The following is an 18,217-nucleotide window of genomic DNA, read 5'->3' as shown; positions in this document are numbered from 1 at the left end:
ATGGATATACTTCAAAAAATTGTCGATTATAAAAGAAAAGAAGTAGATGAGCGGAAGGAATTATTTCCGACTGCATTGTTGGAGAAAAGCACTTATTTCGGTGGCAAGCCCGTATCGCTCAAGAAGTATCTTTTGCGGGAGGATAAATCGGGTATTATAGCTGAAATCAAGCGCAAATCGCCTAGTAAGGGAGATATTAATCCATACGTTTCGGTGGAGCGTACCTCCATTGGTTATATGCAAGCAGGCGCTTCGGCATTGTCTATACTTACAGATAAAGAGTTTTTTGGTGGCAAAAATGAAGACCTAACGATGGCCAGGAAATTCAATTTTTGCCCAATCCTTCGCAAGGATTTTATGATCGATGAGTATCAGGTGATTGAAGCCAAGAGTATAGGTGCCGATGTGATATTATTAATTGCTGCGGTGCTTTCTCCGGATGAGATTAACAGGCTAGCTATTTTGGCTAAAAGTCTAGGTATGGAAGTGCTATTAGAAGTACACAGCGTAGAAGAACTTGAGCGGAGTATAAATCCGAATATTGATGTGATAGGCGTAAACAATCGCAATCTGAAAACCTTCGAAGTGAGTTTGCAAAATTCAATAGATATTCTACCACATATACCTTCAGAATTTGTTGCTGTAAGTGAGAGTGGAATTAGAACTGTCACAGATATTAGTTTTCTCAAAAAAGCAGGTTTCAAAGGTTTCCTAATAGGCGAGAACTTTATGACGCATAGCAGACCAGAAATCGCTTGTAAAGAATTTATTGAAGACATTAAGAGAATCGAAAAGTTAAAATCTTGAGGCCTTGAAAAAGACGTTAAAAATTAAAGTGTGTGGAATGCGATTCCCGGATAATATTGAGGAATTGCGAGGACTAAAGATTAATTGGATGGGCTTGATTTTCCACCCGCTTTCACCGCGTTGGGTGCCTGAATCAGAGCGGGAGGAATTACTAGCTAAATGGCCAGGAAGAATAAAGCGAGTGGGTGTGTTTGTAGATCAATCTCCTTTTCAAATAATAGAAGAGGCTCAAAAATGGAGACTGCATTACATTCAGTTACATGGTAAGTATTCTCCCTATGAATGTGAAATCTTAAAAGAGGCCGGCTTATTATTGATAAAGGTTTTTTCACCAACTCCGGATTTTAACTGGGACTCTTTGTTGCCTTATGAGGGATTGGTCGATTACTTTCTTTTTGACACAAGTGGAAAGTTACCTGGCGGAAATGGATTTCAATTCGATTGGTCGTTATTGGATAATTATCAAGGAAATACGCCTTTTCTATTGAGCGGTGGAATTGGCCCCGAAGATGCTCAAAAAGTTTTAGAGTTTAACCATCCCGCTTTTGCAGGAATTGACTTAAATAGCCGATTTGAATATAGGCCGGCAAAAAAGAAAGCAGAGTTACTAACGAATTTTTTACAAGCTATAAATAATCAAAATATCAATGGGAGCGATAGGTGAAGTGAAGGAATTTGATGTAAATGAAAAAGGCTATTACGGTAGCTTTGGTGGTGCATATATACCTGAAATGTTGTATCCGAATATTGAGGAGTTAAGGACTCAGTATTTGGAAATCATAAAGAGACCAGAATTTCAAGAGCAATTTCAGCAGCTATTGAGAGATTTTGTTGGCAGACCGACTCCACTGTTTTATGCGAATAGATTGTCCGAAAAATATGGAGCTAAGATTTACCTAAAGCGGGAGGATCTCTGCCATACAGGAGCGCATAAAGTAAATAACACCATTGGGCAGATATTGGTGGCCAAAGCACTGGGCAAACAGAAAATAATCGCCGAGACAGGTGCCGGACAGCATGGAGTTGCTACTGCAACAGTCTGCGCACTTATGGGTATGGAATGTATCGTGTATATGGGTGCACACGACACGGAAAGACAAAGGCCAAACGTAGAGCGAATGAAAATTCTTGGTGCCACTGTTGTTCCTGTTCATAGCGGTAGTAAAACCTTGAAAGATGCCACAAACGAGGCAATGCGTCATTGGATTAATAATCCTACCGATACGCATTATATCATTGGCAGTGTAGTTGGGCCTCATCCATACCCTGATATGGTGGCTAGGTTCCAGTCTGTAATTAGTGAAGAAACAAGGAAGCAATTGCTTGCTGTAGAAGGTAATGAAAATCCAGATTATGTAATTGCTTGCGTTGGTGGAGGGAGTAATGCAGCAGGTGCCTTTTACCATTATTTGCATGAGCCAAGTGTGCAATTGATTGCCGCCGAAGCTGCTGGAATGGGCGTGGATTCCGGTAAATCTGCTGCGACTACCTTTTTGGGGAAATCGGGAGTGTTGCATGGAAGTCGCACATTGTTGATGCAAACTGCCGATGGGCAAGTGACTGAGCCTTATTCAATTTCTGCTGGTTTGGATTACCCGGGTATTGGGCCATTGCATGCGCATTTGGCAAGTAGTGGCAGAGCTAAGTTCTATGCCATTACTGATGAGGAAGCGATGCTTGCGGGTGTATTGGTGAGCAAAATGGAAGGAATTATTCCTGCCATCGAGACGGCGCATGCTTTTGCAGCTTTGGAAAAAATGGAATTGAAGCCGAGTGATGTGGTAGTAGTTTGCGTATCGGGCAGAGGCGACAAAGATTTGGAAACCTATATCAAATGGGGGAAATATTGAGAAATGGATGTAGAACTAAATCAAATGAATAGAATAGAAAAGCTATTTAAAGGAACAAATGAAAAGGTGCTTTCGGTGTTTTTTACTGCAGGCTATCCTGATCTGAATTCCTCCCGCAATATTTTGAAAATGTTGGAAGATGCCGGTGCCGATATGGTGGAAATAGGTATTCCATTTTCAGATCCCATCGCGGATGGTCCTACTATTCAAGAGAGCAACCAGATAGCTCTAGAGAATGGCATGGAGCTCAACCTTCTTTTCGACCAATTAGAGAATATGCGGGAGGAAGTTTCAATTCCTATTTTGCTTATGGGTTATATCAATCCCGTTTTGCAGTTTGGGTTTGAGGCCTTTTGTAAGCGCTGCCAGGATGTAGGTGTGGATGGACTTATTTTGCCAGACATGCCCCTATATGAATATGAGGAAGATTTCTCGACCATGTATGAGAAGTATGGACTTAAGTCGGTGTTTTTGGTAACACCAGAGACATCCGAAGAGCGCATTCGTAAGATCGATTCACTAAGTACAGGATTTGTGTACATGGTATCTTCAAGTAGCACCACAGGCAAGACGTCTGGTTTTGCAGATAGTCAGTTAGACTATTTTAAAAAACTTGGGAACATGGGCTTGAAAAACCCAATTTTGACGGGTTTCGGGATATCTAACAAGGAAACTTTCGAGGCATCCACCCGCCACACCCAAGGTGCGATTGTAGGTAGTGCTTTTATTCGCTTATTGGGCGAGGGTGCTGTAAGCGCCGATTCAATTCATCAATTTGTAAAAAACATCAAGCACTAAGCTTTTTATTATGATCATTCAATTTACACCAGAAATAACTGCCACACAGAGAGAAGAAATTTTACAAAAAGTGGCTGATGTAAAATATAAATCTACCATAGTGAAAACCCAAATGGGCGAATACTTGGTAGGCATGGGCAAGAAAGATTTTGATATCCGCTCTTTTGGAAATATGGAGGGAATCAAAGATATACACATGGTTTCCGACGATTTTCAACTAGTGTCGCGCAAGTGGAAAATTGAGCCGACAGTGATCAAGCTAAATGGCTCTCTCTCGATAGGAGAGGGTAATTTTGCTGTGATGGCAGGTCCTTGCTCAATAGAAAATGAATCGCAGATTAGGTTGACTATCGAGCATTTGAAATCACAAGGTGTGCGCATAATGCGCGGTGGCGTATTTAAGCCAAGAAGTTCTCCTTATAGCTTTAGAGGTTTGGGTATAGATGGCCTTAAATTGTGGTATCAGATTGCCAAAGAAAATGATATGCACATTATCACCGAGGTGATGCAAGTGAGCCAGATTGAGGAGATGTACGATTATGTAGATATTTTCCAAGTGGGAGCTAGAAATACACAGAACTATAATCTGCTCGATGAACTTGGTAAAGTGGACAAACCAGTAATGCTAAAAAGAGGTATTTCTGGTACTATCGATGAACTTCTTTATTCTGCTGAGTATATCTTCTCTGGCGGAAATGAGAAATTGATTTTATGTGAAAGGGGTATTCGTACGTATGAGCGTGCTAGCCGTAATACACTGGATTTAAACGCTGTACCGATCTTGAAAGAGAAAACCCATTTGCCGATAGTGGTAGATCCTAGTCATGGTATTGGTATCCGCGAATATGTGGAGCCGATGGCATTGGCAGCAATAATGGCTGGTGCGGATGGCATCATCTACGAAACGCACCAAAAGCCAGAAGAAGCCTTCAGTGATGGACAGCAGACCTTAGATTTTGCTGAATCTGCTAGATTGAATGAGCGAATAAGGAAGGTTTTGGATTTGAGAGAGAGTCTTTGATGTAAATCTGCGCTATCTGCGGGTAAATTTTTTCTCCCGCAGATGCCCGCAGATAGATGACCTGATGTGGGAAGGCTAGGCTTTTTGGGAGGTTTAGTTGGGTACTGTTGTCTCAGACTATTACTTGAGGTAAAATGATTATGCAAGAAGTTTGGTTGAAGTCGCAATTTTTTAATCTTAATTTTCCTTCAACCTTTGATCAAATATCATCGGAGTTTTGCTAACTACTTTTATCCTTTTAGCTTCAGGATGGTTTGGGTTTATTAGGTAATTATATTCTTGTATTACGATGCTGCTAGGTACTTTTAGTATGGCAGCTTCATTTTGAATTACAAAATCATCTCCAATAGTTTGCGTGGTGAGGGTTGGTGGTTTTGCATTCCAGTCATCTGGTAGATCCTTAATGTCTACTTCAAGAATGGCCAAGTCAACTGGGACATCAATTTCAATATAGTACCTATCCAATGGTAAATCCTCGCTGAGATCTAAATGAACAGATACTTCTAATGTAGCTAAAGCTCGACTTTCGGAAGTGTAAACAAGTTTCGTGTTTTGGCTATTCCATCGATAGCCTTTTGCCATAGAAGCCCCTATGCCAGATAAGGTGGTTTTTAGGTATTTTGCTCTTTCGACTCTATAAACACGCATTATGCAAAATTTCCAAATTCTATTCTATTCAAGCTATTCTTAACCTCCTCTATACCAGTGGTGGTATCTAATAAGTTAATTGGTGTGTTTCCTCCAAGAGCAAGGTTTGGTTTCTTAAGCCATCTTTGAAATTTATCTTTTTCGTCATTAAATACCTCTAAACCGTAATCAATCAACTCAGTGATCAAAATGATTAATTCACTATCTCTGCTATCGAGTAATGCGTGCTCACTCTTCTTCTTGTTGTAAGTGGTTTGAGGGATTCCAAAGATTGTTAGAATTGACTTTACTGGTAGATTGAGTTTTTCACTTATTATTTCAATATACTGATATGGAATTCCTTCTCTTATTACCGAAACTCGCTCCATTTTGCCTGACCACTCAAAGGATCTTCCATCAGAATTAATAGCCCATACTCTTTTCTGCTCTTTGATTCTTGCTACTTTTCTAATGCTTTTTTTGGTATCAAAAGGCTTCGTACTTGATTTGGTGGCTTCCATATTGCAGTATTTTTGTTGTAAATATGCAACATATATGTTGTTAGATCAAGTTCATTGTTTTAAATTTCTTACTTAATAAAGTGAGTTGCCATTGGTTCAACCAAGGGTAACTCACTTTGAAGGCTTGGAGCTCTTTTATTAGAATGCCCTCACCCCATCGAATGTAATCCAATATGATTTCCTTCGGTGTCCATTATTATGGAGCAGAAACCGTGTTCGCCAATGGGCATTTTAGCTTGTAGTACTTTTCCTCCCGCTGTTTCTACTCGACCCTCTTCTACGGAGCAATCTTCACAGGTGAAATAAACTAAAGTACCACCTGGGCCTGGGGACATATTTTCCATTTTTACTAAAGCACCGCTAATGTTGGGTTCTTTTTCTGCCCAAGGGAAGCATAGCATTTGTAAATCGCCCATTCCCTCCGTCGGCATTTCTACTAACTGGACTTCAAATACTGCTTCGTAGAATTTCTGAGCTCTGCTCATATCATCTACATAGATTTCTACCCAAGTGAAAGGATTTTTTGATGGTGTTGTCATGGTGGTATTATTGAAGTGGTCGATATTGATTATTAACTATTTCAGGTGGTCATGTTTTGCTTATTTGATTCCTTTTCACCTCCCGCTTTCAAAAAACTGAACCAGCTTACTCTTTCTGTATTTTATTCAAAAGGGCTGATTGATAGGAGTGTATAAGGTCGGATTAAACCTAGTAAATTATATTTGGATGTACAATAGGGAAAGCATTGGCTTTGGGTTAGCTAACAATTTTCTTTCCGCTAGTGTAAGAAATTAGCAATCAGAACAATCAAAATCTTAGATTTCTGTATTCCAATTTTAATGGAGTACTTCTAAAGATGTTGTTCTTATACTTAGCTAATATCTATTTCAGTAATATCAACTGAGATTTTTCAGAGGCTATTAACCAATGCTTTACATTAGGTTCGATATGAATATAGTCATTAGGTTCTAAGTCAATCTCTTTCTTTGTTTCATCTTCATAACGAACCAAGCCTGAAATACAAATAAGTAGTGCAGGGGTTTTTGTGAGATGTTCTTTCAATTTTCCGTCTTCTTGCAGTTGAATAGAAGTGGCTGACCCCACTTCACCAGAAAACAATTTTTGTGCGGAGACTTCTTTTTCAGTTGGATGTAATTGCTCTAGATTCATATGGATTTGATGTATGAAGTAGTTCAGCAAAAGTGCAAATTGAAAGCCTCTGGCTAATCGATTATTTTATAATCCCAATTTAGCAATTAATACTTGACTCAAGATATTAACGTCCATCTTCATCCAAAACTGTTGTTTTCTTCTTTAAATACTTAAGAATAGCATACATTACGCCAGTAAGAAGACATGCTGAAAGCAGAAAGTAATTGATTTGATGGGTTTTGTCCATCAAGCCACAGGCAAGATCAAAAATGGTGAAGAGTAAGAAAATTCCTGCTAATACATTTTTCTCCTTTTTCAAAACCTTCTTCCAGCTGAAAGACAAAGTAGATTTCTTAAATAACGAGAAATTTGGAAAAAATGCAGGAGTTTTTGAAGCCCATTCTTGGTATTTAACGCCAAATTTTCTGCGCAGAAATTGCTCTTCGGCAAACATAATCCTTTCGTAATAAACCCAATAGAACAAGCAAAAAGCAATCACAAACCAAAAGTGTCCTGTAAGTATGGCTGGCCCTAACCAAATGAAAAAATTACCTAAGTACAAAGGATGTCTTACAATGGAATATATTCCAGTGGTATTCAATTCATCTGCTACTTGCTCTTTTACATTTCTGCCAGAAGTGTTTTTTGGTGTATTGCCAACGGTATAAATTCGAATTGCCAAGCCTCCTAAGCTTATTGCAAGACAGAACATTTCAAAATAGAATTCATACCTAACGTTTTGTAAAAAGTATAAATGGGGGTAAAATTGAGACCTGAGGTATAGAATTGCACCTATTGCCAAAATCACCATCGGTAGAACACCTCATTACCTAAATAACCAAACGCCTTGCTTCTCTAATTCTTCCTGTAAAGCCATAAATCTTTAAAAATTAAATATGTTTTCTGTTGTTGATCAAATTGTTAGGCAATGATCTAAGAAATAAATTTATTACTACACGTTGTTGTGAAAAAGTGTTTTTGATAATGGCTAAAATGAATTTGTCTTTTTGATTTAAGATAAATTACCACATAATGTTAATTAGTTACTTTTTCGGACGATAACTGTAAATATATGACCAAAAAAATAAAGGAGGCTAAATATATTTATATGAACCGTATTATTACTTCCATAAAGGGTTTTGGAGGACAATCACATTTACAATTAACTATTGATTTAATTTTATATATCTAGAATTTTCTTAATGGCATAATTTTACTAACCTTATCATGTTTATTAACTATCTACTGAGCCATTATCTAAAAGCAAAAAAGGCTACCCTGTGTAGGATAGTCTTTTTAATCTATAAATTTTAATAGCTATAAACTATTAATAATCACCAGTTTTCTTTTCGCTTCTGTCTCTAGCACTATGGTCAAGAATCACTTTTCTCATACGAATACTTTGCGGAGTAACTTCAGCATATTCATCCTTTTGGATGTATTCGAGTGTTTCCTCTAAGCTGAATTTCTTCGCTGGCGCGATTTTCACTGCATCATCAGTTCCAGATGCTCTCACGTTCGAAAGCTTCTTGCCTTTTTGCACATTCACCACCAAATCGTTCTGACGGCTATGCTCACCAATTACTTGGCCAGCATAAAGCTCTTCACCTGGGTTCACGAAGAAAATGCCACGATCTTGCAGTTTATCAATTGCATAGGCAGTACATGGGCCAGCATCTACAGAGATGATTGAACCATTGATTCTTTCAGGAATAGCGCCTTTGAATGGCTCATAACCCATAAACCTATGCGTCATTACAGCTTCACCTTGAGTGGCAGTCAGCGCTTGATTTCTTAGACCAATCAATCCGCGAGCTGGAATCTTAAATTCCAAATGCTGCAAGTCACCTTTCGGCTCCATTATGGTCAATTCGCCTTTACGCTGTGTAGCCAATTCTATAATTTTACCAGCACTTTCTTGTGGCACGTCTACGACCAAGTTTTCAATTGGTTCGCATTTCACGCCATCTATTTCTTTGTAAAGTACTTGTGGTTGACCTACTTGTAATTCGTAACCTTCACGACGCATCGTTTCGATCAAAATAGACAAGTGAAGAATACCTCTACCAAACACTAAAAATTTCTCTTCAGAATCTGTAGTCTCAACACGTAGTGCTAAGTTTTTCTCAATCTCCTTCATCAATCTATCGCGTAAATGGCGGGAGGTAACGAATTTACCTTCCTTACCAAAGAATGGCGAGTTGTTGATGGTGAAAAGCATACTCATAGTAGGCTCATCTATGGCAATTCTTGGCAATGCTTCAGGCTGTTCTGCATCGGTAAGTGTATCACCGATTTCGAAACCTTCAATACCAACTACCGCACAAATATCTCCAGCAAATGCTTCAGGAACGCGCAATTTACCTAGACCTTCAAATAGGTGCACTTCCTTTACTTTCACTTTTTTGAAAGAACCATCTCTTTTCGAAAGCAGCATATTTGCACCTTCTTTAATGCTGCCTCTATATACTCTACCGATCGCAATTCTACCTGTAAATGAAGAAAAATCAAGTGAGGTAATTTGCATTTGAGCAGGCCCTTGATGAACTGGAGCCTCCGGAATGTTTTCCAATATCGCATCCATTAACGGAAAAATATTGTCAGTTCTATCTTTCCAATCTGTACTCATCCAGCCCATCTTAGATGAACCATAGATAGTCACAAAGTCTAATTGATCTTCTGTAGCACCGATATTGTACATAAGGTCAAATACTTGCTCATATACTTCGTCTGGACGGCAGTTTTCTTTATCAACCTTATTTACAACCACAATTGGTTTTAAGCCTAAACCCAAAGCCTTGCCTAACACAAATCGCGTTTGAGGCATAGGGCCTTCAAATGCATCTACCAATAGCAATACGCCATCGGCCATTTTCAGCACTCTCTCTACTTCTCCACCGAAGTCACTGTGACCTGGAGTGTCGATAATGTTGATTTTAACGCCCTTGTAATTAACGGATACGTTTTTAGAAAGAATGGTAATCCCTCTTTCTCTTTCAAGCTCATTGTTGTCCAATATTAGCTCTCCAGTGTCTTGATTCTCGCGAAACACTTGACAAGCATGAATAATTTTATCAACAAGCGTGGTTTTGCCATGATCGACGTGAGCGATGATAGCGATGTTTCTGATTTTCTGCATTATACTCATTTTCAGGGCGCAAAGGTACGGAATACAAGTGGATATATATGCCTATCTTAAAAAGTAAAATACCGAAATCCTCCCGCTCTTTTCCGTTGATATAATTAGCCTTGATTGACTTGGTGAAATATTCGTAAACTCATGTGATATTTTTAGCGAATGAAATTTTTTAAAAGGCATATTATCCCAAAGAAATCTTTTTTTAGGCGATTTTTCAATTTGCCAGACAAAGAGCAATTTTTACCTGATCTATCTAACTTATTGGCTTCATTAGACTTAGAAGAAGTACGGATGGAAGATGTGGACGAATTGTTCTTGAAATATAAGATTGATCCTGCTCGGGACCTCATAAATGAGCGGGAGGATATGTATTTTGACTACCTTATCTACAGTATTAAAAAGGAGGTAGACATAGTGGAAATTGCACGTGATAAACAAATTTTGCTAACTATCCTGAAATTAGAAATTTGGCAAGCCATTAAAATCCATAAAAAATTAGCTCAATCAATTGAGGGACATAGTGAGATACTTGCAAATCTGACTAAACAAATCAGTATCGAACAGAAGTGAACTAGCTGAATTGTGTAAATCTTGTCCTAGTCAACTTTACTCCAATCTTATTTCAAGGAATTTCCATTTACACAATCTATCTTAATGGAAATTTTGAAAAATCTATGTACACAATTCATTCTCTCACTCCCAACTTGATGGTAAATGATGTAGCCTATACCATCAAATTTTATAAAGAAAAGTTAGGTTTTGAGCTAGTGCAAACTGTTCCTGAAGAAGCCCCATTTGTATGGGCAATGATGAAAAAAGAAGGAATGGAAATTATGTTTCAGACTAGAGAAAGTTTGATTGAAGATTTGCCAGCCTTCGAAACGATAAAGCCTGGAGCATCGCTAACACTGTTTATAAAAGTAAATGGCATAGAAAGTATCTATGAAAAGCTCCAAAACAAAGTTCAAATGGTATCAGAGCTTAAAGAAACCTTCTATGCCATGAAAGAATTTACCTTCAAGGATTGCAATGGCTATATTCTCACCTTTGCAGAACCTATTGAGGCTTAGCTTTTTTTCTTTCCAGCTAATACGATTATCACACCGGATACAGCTAAAATGGCTCCAGCGTAGGTTGGCCAACTCAAGGTTTTTTCCTTATCAGCAGAAACTTCTAATGGACCTGCATCTATTATTGTTTCTTCTGAAGTATAGTTAATTCCATCAAACACTAAGGCTACCACGCCCAAGACTATTAAAAAAATTCCTAATCCTTTTCTCATAATTAACTTTTTTAAGTGGATACTAATTTTTTAATTTAAAAAGCACTTTTAAGGTAGGGATTATTTAGGACAAATTAAAGTTTAGTGCATTTCACCATTCATTTTCCTTTAGTCAATATTCTAAATAATATGTCGTGATTGTGGTATAAGGAGTGGCTTGTTAGTAAATTCAAATCTCAATTTTAACAAGTGAAAGAACAATAACGACGATAAATATGATAAATAAGCATGTTTCAACAGCAAAAGAGGCAGTTTCACATATAAAAAGTGGGCAGAGAGTTTTTATTCAAGGAAGCGCAGCCACGCCACTTTCATTGGTTAACGCATTGCTAGAACGCAGAAATGAACTGAAGGATATAGAGTTAGTAAGCATCAGTACCTTGGGAGATATTGATTTCTATTCTGCCTTGCAAGCGGGAGGATTTAGAATTAATTCGCTATTTGTATCGGCTAATGTACGTAAAGTTATTCAGCAAGGATTAGGCGATTATATTCCGATTTTTCTTAGTGAAATTTCAAGATTATTCGAGAAAAACATCCTCCCGCTTGATGTCGCACTTATTCATGTATCTCCACCTGATAAACATGGATTCTGCTCGCTTGGCGTGTCCGTAGATGTAGCTCGCTCAGCAGTGAAACATGCCAAAATGGTAATTGCTCAAGTGAACCCAAAAATGCCTCGTACGCTAGGAGATGGCGTGCTACATATTAGTGAAATAAATTATTGGGTAGATGTGAATGATGATTTGCCATTAGTAGATTACCGAGCAAGTATAGGTGAAAGCGAGAAACGTATCGGTCAATATTGTGCTGAATTGATCGATGATAAATCTACCCTTCAATTAGGTATTGGTGCTATTCCGGACGCGGTATTACAAAGTCTGCACTCTCACAAGGATTTGGGTGTGCATACAGAGATGTTTAGCAATGGTGTAATTGATTTGCTAAAAGCTGGTGTAATCACCAATAAGTTTAAGAAAAAGCATAGAGGCAAAGTTGCCACTGCCTTTGCCATTGGCAATCAGGATTTATACGATTTCATAGACGACAATCCTGAATTTATGTTTCTGGAAGCAGATTATGTAAATGATGCAAAAGTAATCAGGATGAACCCTAAAGTTGTAGCTGTAAATAGCGCAATCGAAGTTGATATCACTGGGCAGGTTTGTGCAGATAGTATAGGAACTTATCAATACTCTGGAGTCGGTGGTCAGATGGACTTTATTCGTGGTGCATCACTTTCAGAAGAAGGAAAACCAATAATTGCTTTGTGCTCTGCAACCAATAAGGGAATGAGTAAAATAGTGCCGTTTTTACAGGAAGGAGCAGGGGTTGTTACCACAAGAGCTCACATGCATTATGTGGTAACTGAATATGGTGTTGCCTATCTCTATGGGAAAAATCTTCGTCAGCGAGCAAAGGAATTGATAAAAATAAGTCATCCCGATCATAGAGAAGCATTATCCAAAGTTGCCGCAGAGCGATTTGGGCCAGAGTTTTTCAATATGCACAATTGATCGAATTAGGATAAATAAAAAATGCCCGGTAATCACCGGGCATTTTTTATTAGATTTTATACATCCAATTATATTTATCTTCAGCTTCGCCGTATTTAATAGCATCAAGCCTTTCTAGTATTCTTGGAGAGTGTTCCCATTTGGTATGGTCTGGCAATTGATAGTCTACATCGTCGTGACGAATCATAGAAATTGGAGCAATAGTAGCTGCGGTACCCATACCGAATGCTTCTTTCAGGGTGCCATCTTTCAGCGCGCTTACAATTTCTTTTACCGAAACAGGTCTTTCTTCTACATCTAATCCCATATCGCCAGCTAAGGTTACTACGCTGTCTCTTGTGATACCTTTGAGTATGGTTTCGCCTGTAGGAGGAGTCAAAAATTTGTTGCCAATAATAAAGGCGACATTCATTGTGCCTGACTCTTCAATGTATTGATGAGTTTTTGCATCCGTCCAAATCAATTGATTGATACCTGTTTCTTGAGCTAATTTAGCTGGATATATAGACCCGCCATAATTACCAGCAGCTTTTGCATACCCAGTTCCGCCTTCAATTGCACGGCTAAATTTCGTTTCCATTTTCACTTTCACAGCGCCTGAATAGTACGGGCCAACTGGACAAGTAAAAATGATGAATTTGAAGTTGTCTGAAGGTCTAATCCCTATAAATTCATCCGTAGCAAAAATAAATGGTCTGATGTATAAAGAAGTACCGGGAATGTTGGGAACCCAAGCACGATCTAGTTTTAATAATTCCACTAAACCATTCATAAACAGATCCTCAGAAAGACCTGGAATGCACATTCTTTCAGCTGAAATGTTAATTCTTTCGAAATTTCTGTGAGGTCTGAAAATTCCCACACTGCCATCTTTCATTTTGTAGGCTTTCATACCTTCAAATACAGACTGCCCGTAATGTAAAGTGGTGTTGGCTGGTGAAAGACTTATATTTTCATAAGCCTTGATTCTTGGATTATTCCACTGACCTTCAGTATAATCAGCGATAAACATGTGATCAGAATATACCCTACCAAAAACAATGTTTTTGAAATCTATATCGCTAATTCTTGACTTAGCAACTTTATCTATTTTAAAACTTTCTATGCCCATCATGATTTTAATATGTAAAATTTTACGCTAATTAACAAATGAATATATTGTTATCAACGCTTATTTTTTAGGACGCCATTGAATCTCTTCAACATTTAATTCCTGTCCCATTTTTCGAGCTAGAATAAATAGAAAATCTGATAAACGGTTTAAGTATTGGATGATGATGGGGGACAATTTTTCATGCTGATTTAGATCAACACAAAGCCTCTCGGCTCTACGGCAAACGCATCTACCTATATGACAATAAGAAACTGCTGGATGTCCACCAGGTAGTATAAAAGATTTTAGAGCAGGTAGCTCTGCATCCATTTTATCAATTTCGGCTTCAATATTAACTACGGTTTCGTTACTAAGAGGCGGGAGGTACTTATGCTCTTTCCCAGGTTCAGCAGCCAAATGGCTTCCAATGGTGAATAATTCTTCTTGAATACTTCGTAGAAAGGAGTTTCTCTTTTTGTTGACTTCTTGGTCTGCAATTAGACCAATATGTGAATTCAGTTCATCTACAGTTCCGTAAGCATCAATTCTTAAATGAAATTTAGGCACTCTTTTACCTCCAAAGAGGGAAGTTGTGCCTTCATCACCAGTTTTTGTATAAATCTTCATTCAGATTAATCTAGGCTTGGCTCCACAATAGTAGGAACTTCATCTTGACGAGTTATTTCAGTATTAATAGTATCTGTTTCAACCAAACCATCACGCATTCTCACAATGCGATGCGCATAATGAGCGATATCATCCTCGTGAGTTACCATGATAATTGTATTGCCTGCATCGTGAAGAGCCTGAAACAAGGCCATAATTTCATAGGATGTTTTTGTGTCCAAGTTACCCGTTGGCTCATCGGCAAGGATAATACTTGGGTTGTTTACTAAAGCTCTTGCAATTGCAACTCTCTGGCGCTGACCACCAGACATTTCGTTTGGTTTGTGTGTAATTCTGTCGCCTAGTGCTACGTTAGTCAAAGATTTCCTAGCAATAACATCTCTTTCAGCTTTTTTGTAACCAGCATAAATAAGTGGTAATGCTACGTTCTCAAGTGCTGTTGCTCTTGGTAAGAGATTAAAGGTTTGGAATACAAAGCCAATTTCTTTATTCCTTACCACTGCCAAATCGTTTTCGCTCATGCGACTCACATCTTGGCCATTCAATATATAAGCTCCATCCGTAGGAGTATCTAGGCAGCCAATAATATTCATAAGCGTAGACTTACCTGAACCAGACGGACCCATAAAGGCTACATATTCACCTTTGTTGATTTTGATATTTATGTCCTTGAGGGCTTCCACTATTTCGGAACCCATCTTGTAAGTTTTCTTAATGTGTTTGGTTTCTATTATTACGCTCATGATATTTTATTTACACTTCTGTATTAGGTCTAAAATAGATTCATCTGCAAAATTCAATTATTTATAATTCTCTCTCAATAACAATTTTATCAGCGGATGATTTCAACCCTAACGGGATTAAATTGGCCTTAAAAACTTTCCAAAAGAGGAATTAATTCCATTCTGCTTCTAATAGACTGATTTGAGATGAAAAGGTTTGAAATGATTTTTCATCAATTAAACTTTTTAACCTTTCAAGCCCGATTGCCAAATAGGAGTTTAGATTTTGCTCCTTACTAATGACAATATAAGCTTTTAATATTTCAATTGAGTAAGGATTTTCTCTATGAGCTTCTACCGCGAGTTGATATGCCAAGTCTTGACGATTAATTGCTTTATATTTTTCAATACCTTCAAGTATCAATAAATCATTCCAAATGTCATCCGAAAGCCTTTCAATCCATTCTATTACTTTATCTTCATCTTGCTCATTTCTTAAATTATTGAGCCATCTGCTTTGATCCTCAGTGAATAGAAGATTCACACTTTCCTCTTTCAACTTGAGAGCAAATAGAACTTCATGCCGGAGTTTGCCGAGTAATTCGTAGCCGAACAGATCATTCAATTGAGTATCATTAATCCAATCATTTGCGGTCTTTGCGTTCCCACTCATTACTTGTTGCAATGTGATTTCCGCAAATACCTTTTCTCTAATTCTTTCATTATCAATATTAGAGAGGGTATTTATTAGTGCACCCTCATCCATTTGATTATTCTCGAAATATAGCTGCCAATAATAAGTGCTATCTGAATCTATTATGCCACTCAGATAGTTTTTAAATGAATTCAGTTGGATATTCTCATCTTCAATTATCAAACTCAAAGCGTCAAGTTTATTTCCATTGCTAGCATTGGAGAGAGCTTTTTCTACATTCGAGAAATTCAATCCTAGTGAATCGGCTTTTTGGAAATAGTCTTCGGTTAATCTCCATTTTGCATTTTCCATCGCCCAGCTGCCCAACTGATATGCATATTTTGCTTGACGTTGGCCTTCTCTATTGGCTAAGATTTTCATCAAGCGAATAGCATCTTTTTTATTGCCTTGATAATAATGACGGTAACTTATTTTCTCTAAAATTCGCTCGGTGTAATAGAAAAATGGCCAAGTCAATGCCGTTTGCTCTTTTTGGTACAAACCCTCCTGACCAATGGCAAACTGCCTATTTAGCAGCATATTGTTCCAAATTGCAAAGGAGTCTTGAAGCATTGGCGCATTTTGCATTAATTCCTCCTCGTTAATAGAAGTAGCCAAAATTGCGGCATTTGCACCAAGACTAATTTTTTCTTCATTGCTTAGTTCACTTGTAAATGTATCATCGATACTACTAATACCTGTACGAGCTATAATGGCCGATATATTTCTATTAGCTAGTGTTTGTAAATGCTTATCCTCCCGCGATTTTGTGTACCAATAAACGGCCGAATCTAAAATGCTCGTTTGTGCATACAAGTTGCCCAAGGCAAAAGCGACATGTGAATCTTGATATTCCTCCCAATTTTGATTCAATAACAAAATCGCATCAAACCATCTTTCTCTAGCCACATAGTTATCCGCTAAATTGATTTGTGCTTGTGGAGTCGAATTTCTTTGGGTTGCTTTTTCTAGGAAAAAATATGCCTGTCCGAGTTGATCTGTAGCGTTAAATGAATTGCCCAATTGATAATTGGCTACATGGTTATTTGGCGCAAATCCATTGGCAATCTCTAGCAGTCTTTGGGCTCTTTCATGGTTATTTTTCTCCAAATCAATTTGGGCAATTTGAGCAAAGTTACCTGCATAAGTCTGATTCATTGGGAGCATTTGGGCGAGGTAAAATATAGCCATGGATGCCAAAGAACCCATAAGAACGGCAGTGAAAAACGGCATCCGAATAGGTTGATAAACGATTTTGTAAACAGGCCTATTGTGGAAAGCTGGATCTAGGAAATTGATAAAAATATAGATGAAAAAGAAAGCACCCATTCCTATATGTGTGAACAGAATAATGTCCTCCATTGCCTCAATATACATATCGTTGCCCGATGCGAATGCAAAACCAATAAACGAAAGTGGAATCAAGCTAAAAGCGCAATAAAGCATACGAGTAGTGGCTGGAGAGATATCATAGCCAAAACTCAAAAACCTAAACGGAATAGCTCTGAGGCCAAGTATTATGGATAAACTTAAAAGAAAAAAGGCATTGAAAAAAGCTAGATCAAAATCTATATTACCTGAGATGTCGAGATAATAAAGAACTAGTGTAACCAAATATAAAAGGACTATTAGAGAGAAATGCCTTATATTTTGTCCTCGCTTGATTGATGGACGGCGGGAGGTAATTTCCAGAAACAGCGCTGTGACTTCATGTGCGATCAGCAAAATTAAAGCACTACTAATAAGTACAAGTCCAGGCACAGTTCCAGCCGCCATTACCTTAATGGCTGTGAGATCCGACTGTGAGGATAAATGGATGAATATCGGAATGGCGAAAAGCAATATGTGCAGTAACAATCTCAATGGCAATGGCGCTTGTCTTCCAGAAATGAAAAGTGCCAAAGCGGGAATACAATAAATGAGCGGAACTATATATCGAATCCATCCTATTTCAAATAAACTTGGAAATAGCTGCTCTATTTGCAGAAAATACAAAGCGAGGTAGGAAATGACTATTCCAAAGTAAAAAATAATTCCCTTGAAATCAGATATTAAAGAAAGTATTGAGGCATAAGCTACAAGTAGAAAGCCAAGGAATAGAATATACCAATTGTTGTCAATGATGTAATTTCCTCCTTTGATATCACTAGTGCTTAGAAAAATTTCGGAGAAACGATCGAATGAAAAGAGGCCGATTTCGAATGTGCGAAATGGAGTAGTAAATGGCTCTACTTTTGAAGTTTGGATCCATTCTATAGCTTGTGGAAATTGGAATGAACCCAATATCACAAATAAAAATGCCCCGATAAACAGGGCGAAGAAAAGTATTGCCAGAGGAGCTTCGTTAAATTTGAATTTCATTGGCGT

19 protein-coding genes are annotated in these 18,217 nt (G+C 38.0%); 8 read left to right on the top strand and 11 right to left on the bottom strand.

All coding sequences use genetic code 11. The features are described 5' to 3' along the window. From trpC to aroF, 5 genes are read left to right on the top strand one after another with little or no spacing between them, the layout of a single operon-like run. On the top strand, positions 1–807 hold the full coding sequence (trpC, locus tag ACOXY8_RS14240) for an indole-3-glycerol phosphate synthase TrpC (protein ID WP_458332277.1): 807 nt from the start codon (positions 1–3) through the stop codon (positions 805–807). 4 nt (positions 808–811) lie between these two features. Further along, positions 812–1,471: a phosphoribosylanthranilate isomerase gene (locus ACOXY8_RS14235; protein ID WP_458332276.1), complete on the top strand. Its 660-nt coding sequence runs from the start codon at positions 812–814 to the stop codon at positions 1,469–1,471. Beyond that, positions 1,455–2,657, top strand: coding sequence for a tryptophan synthase subunit beta (trpB, locus tag ACOXY8_RS14230; RefSeq protein ID WP_458332275.1), 1,203 nt, complete (start codon positions 1,455–1,457; stop codon positions 2,655–2,657). Before ACOXY8_RS14235 ends, trpB begins: the two co-directional genes overlap by 17 nt. Positions 2,658–2,660: 3 nt before the next feature. Continuing rightward, complete coding sequence (gene trpA, locus ACOXY8_RS14225; protein WP_458332274.1) at positions 2,661–3,455, top strand: tryptophan synthase subunit alpha; 795 nt, start codon at positions 2,661–2,663, stop codon at positions 3,453–3,455. 10 nt (positions 3,456–3,465) lie between these two features. Further along, on the top strand, positions 3,466–4,476 hold the full coding sequence (gene aroF / locus ACOXY8_RS14220) for a 3-deoxy-7-phosphoheptulonate synthase (RefSeq protein ID WP_458332273.1): 1,011 nt from the start codon (positions 3,466–3,468) through the stop codon (positions 4,474–4,476). Positions 4,477–4,653: 177 nt separating this feature from the next. On the opposite strand, the gene ACOXY8_RS14215 is transcribed toward aroF, so the two are convergent. The 6 genes from ACOXY8_RS14215 to typA form a co-directional block, all read right to left on the bottom strand. Next, positions 4,654–5,124: an RES family NAD+ phosphorylase gene (locus tag ACOXY8_RS14215; RefSeq protein ID WP_458332272.1), complete on the bottom strand. Its 471-nt coding sequence runs from the start codon at positions 5,122–5,124 to the stop codon at positions 4,654–4,656. After that, a complete protein-coding gene (gene parS / locus ACOXY8_RS14210) occupies positions 5,124–5,624 on the bottom strand; it encodes a type II RES/Xre toxin-antitoxin system antitoxin (protein ID WP_458332271.1) in 501 nt (166 codons plus the stop codon). Before parS ends, ACOXY8_RS14215 begins: the two co-directional genes overlap by 1 nt. Before the next feature lie 149 nt (positions 5,625–5,773). Next, positions 5,774–6,163 carry a VOC family protein gene (locus ACOXY8_RS14205; RefSeq protein WP_458332270.1) on the bottom strand — a complete coding sequence of 130 codons (390 nt, stop codon included), beginning with the start codon at positions 6,161–6,163 and terminating at the stop codon, positions 5,774–5,776. A 343-nt stretch (positions 6,164–6,506) separates the two neighbouring features. Beyond that, the gene (locus ACOXY8_RS14200) at positions 6,507–6,794 is read right to left on the bottom strand and encodes a cupin domain-containing protein (RefSeq protein WP_458332269.1); all 288 of its coding nucleotides are present in this window, start codon (positions 6,792–6,794) and stop codon (positions 6,507–6,509) included. Positions 6,795–6,900: 106 nt separating this feature from the next. Further along, positions 6,901–7,488 (bottom strand): methyltransferase family protein, encoded by a 588-nt coding sequence (locus ACOXY8_RS14195; protein ID WP_458332268.1) that lies wholly within the window; start codon positions 7,486–7,488, stop codon positions 6,901–6,903. A gap of 615 nt (positions 7,489–8,103) precedes the next feature. Then, the gene (gene typA / locus ACOXY8_RS14190; RefSeq protein WP_458332267.1) at positions 8,104–9,915 is read right to left on the bottom strand and encodes a translational GTPase TypA; all 1,812 of its coding nucleotides are present in this window, start codon (positions 9,913–9,915) and stop codon (positions 8,104–8,106) included. 159 nt (positions 9,916–10,074) lie between these two features. On the opposite strand from typA, the gene ACOXY8_RS14185 reads away from it, so the two are divergent. Together ACOXY8_RS14185 and ACOXY8_RS14180 are read left to right on the top strand one after the other, a co-directional pair. Continuing rightward, positions 10,075–10,485 (top strand): hypothetical protein, encoded by a 411-nt coding sequence (locus ACOXY8_RS14185; protein WP_458332266.1) that lies wholly within the window; start codon positions 10,075–10,077, stop codon positions 10,483–10,485. 104 nt (positions 10,486–10,589) lie between these two features. Continuing rightward, on the top strand, positions 10,590–10,985 hold the full coding sequence (locus ACOXY8_RS14180; RefSeq protein ID WP_458332265.1) for a VOC family protein: 396 nt from the start codon (positions 10,590–10,592) through the stop codon (positions 10,983–10,985). On the opposite strand, the gene ACOXY8_RS14175 is transcribed toward ACOXY8_RS14180, so the two are convergent. After that, positions 10,982–11,197, bottom strand: coding sequence for a hypothetical protein (locus tag ACOXY8_RS14175; RefSeq protein ID WP_458332264.1), 216 nt, complete (start codon positions 11,195–11,197; stop codon positions 10,982–10,984). The genes ACOXY8_RS14180 and ACOXY8_RS14175 overlap by 4 nt on opposite strands. Before the next feature lie 215 nt (positions 11,198–11,412). Between ACOXY8_RS14175 and ACOXY8_RS14170 the strand changes: the two genes are divergently transcribed. Beyond that, on the top strand, positions 11,413–12,714 hold the full coding sequence (locus ACOXY8_RS14170) for an acetyl-CoA hydrolase/transferase family protein (protein WP_458332263.1): 1,302 nt from the start codon (positions 11,413–11,415) through the stop codon (positions 12,712–12,714). 49 nt (positions 12,715–12,763) lie between these two features. Here ACOXY8_RS14170 and ACOXY8_RS14165 read toward each other — a convergent pair whose 3' ends face one another. The 4 genes from ACOXY8_RS14165 to ACOXY8_RS14150 all read right to left on the bottom strand — a co-directional run bounded on the left by ACOXY8_RS14165 (position 12,764) and on the right by ACOXY8_RS14150 (position 18,211). Beyond that, complete coding sequence (locus tag ACOXY8_RS14165) at positions 12,764–13,825, bottom strand: branched-chain amino acid aminotransferase (RefSeq protein ID WP_458332349.1); 1,062 nt, start codon at positions 13,823–13,825, stop codon at positions 12,764–12,766. Positions 13,826–13,885: 60 nt separating this feature from the next. Then, complete coding sequence (locus ACOXY8_RS14160) at positions 13,886–14,434, bottom strand: cob(I)yrinic acid a,c-diamide adenosyltransferase (protein WP_458332262.1); 549 nt, start codon at positions 14,432–14,434, stop codon at positions 13,886–13,888. A gap of 5 nt (positions 14,435–14,439) precedes the next feature. After that, positions 14,440–15,177, bottom strand: a complete 738-nt coding sequence (locus tag ACOXY8_RS14155) for an ABC transporter ATP-binding protein (protein WP_458332261.1) — start codon at positions 15,175–15,177, stop codon at positions 14,440–14,442. A gap of 151 nt (positions 15,178–15,328) precedes the next feature. Then, positions 15,329–18,211, bottom strand: a complete 2,883-nt coding sequence (locus ACOXY8_RS14150; protein ID WP_458332260.1) for a tetratricopeptide repeat protein — start codon at positions 18,209–18,211, stop codon at positions 15,329–15,331. Positions 18,212–18,217 lie beyond the last annotated feature (6 nt).

Origin of the sequence: Peijinzhouia sedimentorum (genome assembly GCF_049340005.1) — a bacterium.
Classification (GTDB): Bacteria; Bacteroidota; Bacteroidia; order Cytophagales; family Cyclobacteriaceae; genus CAXBDP01.
This window is presented reverse-complemented; position numbering and strand designations above follow the sequence as displayed.

Coding starts and splice junctions, on each gene's coding strand:
- trpC (WP_458332277.1), top strand. CDS start 1: ATGGATATACTTCAAAAAATTGTCGATTATAAAAGAAAAGAAGTAGAT.
- trpB (WP_458332275.1), top strand. CDS start 1,455: ATGGGAGCGATAGGTGAAGTGAAGGAATTTGATGTAAATGAAAAAGGC.
- trpA (WP_458332274.1), top strand. CDS start 2,661: ATGGATGTAGAACTAAATCAAATGAATAGAATAGAAAAGCTATTTAAA.
- aroF (WP_458332273.1), top strand. CDS start 3,466: ATGATCATTCAATTTACACCAGAAATAACTGCCACACAGAGAGAAGAA.
- ACOXY8_RS14215 (WP_458332272.1), bottom strand. CDS start 5,124: ATGCGTGTTTATAGAGTCGAAAGAGCAAAATACCTAAAAACCACCTTA.
- parS (WP_458332271.1), bottom strand. CDS start 5,624: ATGGAAGCCACCAAATCAAGTACGAAGCCTTTTGATACCAAAAAAAGC.
- ACOXY8_RS14205 (WP_458332270.1), bottom strand. CDS start 6,163: ATGACAACACCATCAAAAAATCCTTTCACTTGGGTAGAAATCTATGTA.
- ACOXY8_RS14200 (WP_458332269.1), bottom strand. CDS start 6,794: ATGAATCTAGAGCAATTACATCCAACTGAAAAAGAAGTCTCCGCACAA.
- ACOXY8_RS14195 (WP_458332268.1), bottom strand. CDS start 7,488: ATGTTCTGTCTTGCAATAAGCTTAGGAGGCTTGGCAATTCGAATTTAT.
- typA (WP_458332267.1), bottom strand. CDS start 9,915: ATGCAGAAAATCAGAAACATCGCTATCATCGCTCACGTCGATCATGGC.
- ACOXY8_RS14185 (WP_458332266.1), top strand. CDS start 10,075: ATGAAATTTTTTAAAAGGCATATTATCCCAAAGAAATCTTTTTTTAGG.
- ACOXY8_RS14180 (WP_458332265.1), top strand. CDS start 10,590: ATGTACACAATTCATTCTCTCACTCCCAACTTGATGGTAAATGATGTA.
- ACOXY8_RS14175 (WP_458332264.1), bottom strand. CDS start 11,197: ATGAGAAAAGGATTAGGAATTTTTTTAATAGTCTTGGGCGTGGTAGCC.
- ACOXY8_RS14170 (WP_458332263.1), top strand. CDS start 11,413: ATGATAAATAAGCATGTTTCAACAGCAAAAGAGGCAGTTTCACATATA.
- ACOXY8_RS14165 (WP_458332349.1), bottom strand. CDS start 13,825: ATGGGCATAGAAAGTTTTAAAATAGATAAAGTTGCTAAGTCAAGAATT.
- ACOXY8_RS14160 (WP_458332262.1), bottom strand. CDS start 14,434: ATGAAGATTTATACAAAAACTGGTGATGAAGGCACAACTTCCCTCTTT.
- ACOXY8_RS14155 (WP_458332261.1), bottom strand. CDS start 15,177: ATGAGCGTAATAATAGAAACCAAACACATTAAGAAAACTTACAAGATG.
- ACOXY8_RS14150 (WP_458332260.1), bottom strand. CDS start 18,211: ATGAAATTCAAATTTAACGAAGCTCCTCTGGCAATACTTTTCTTCGCC.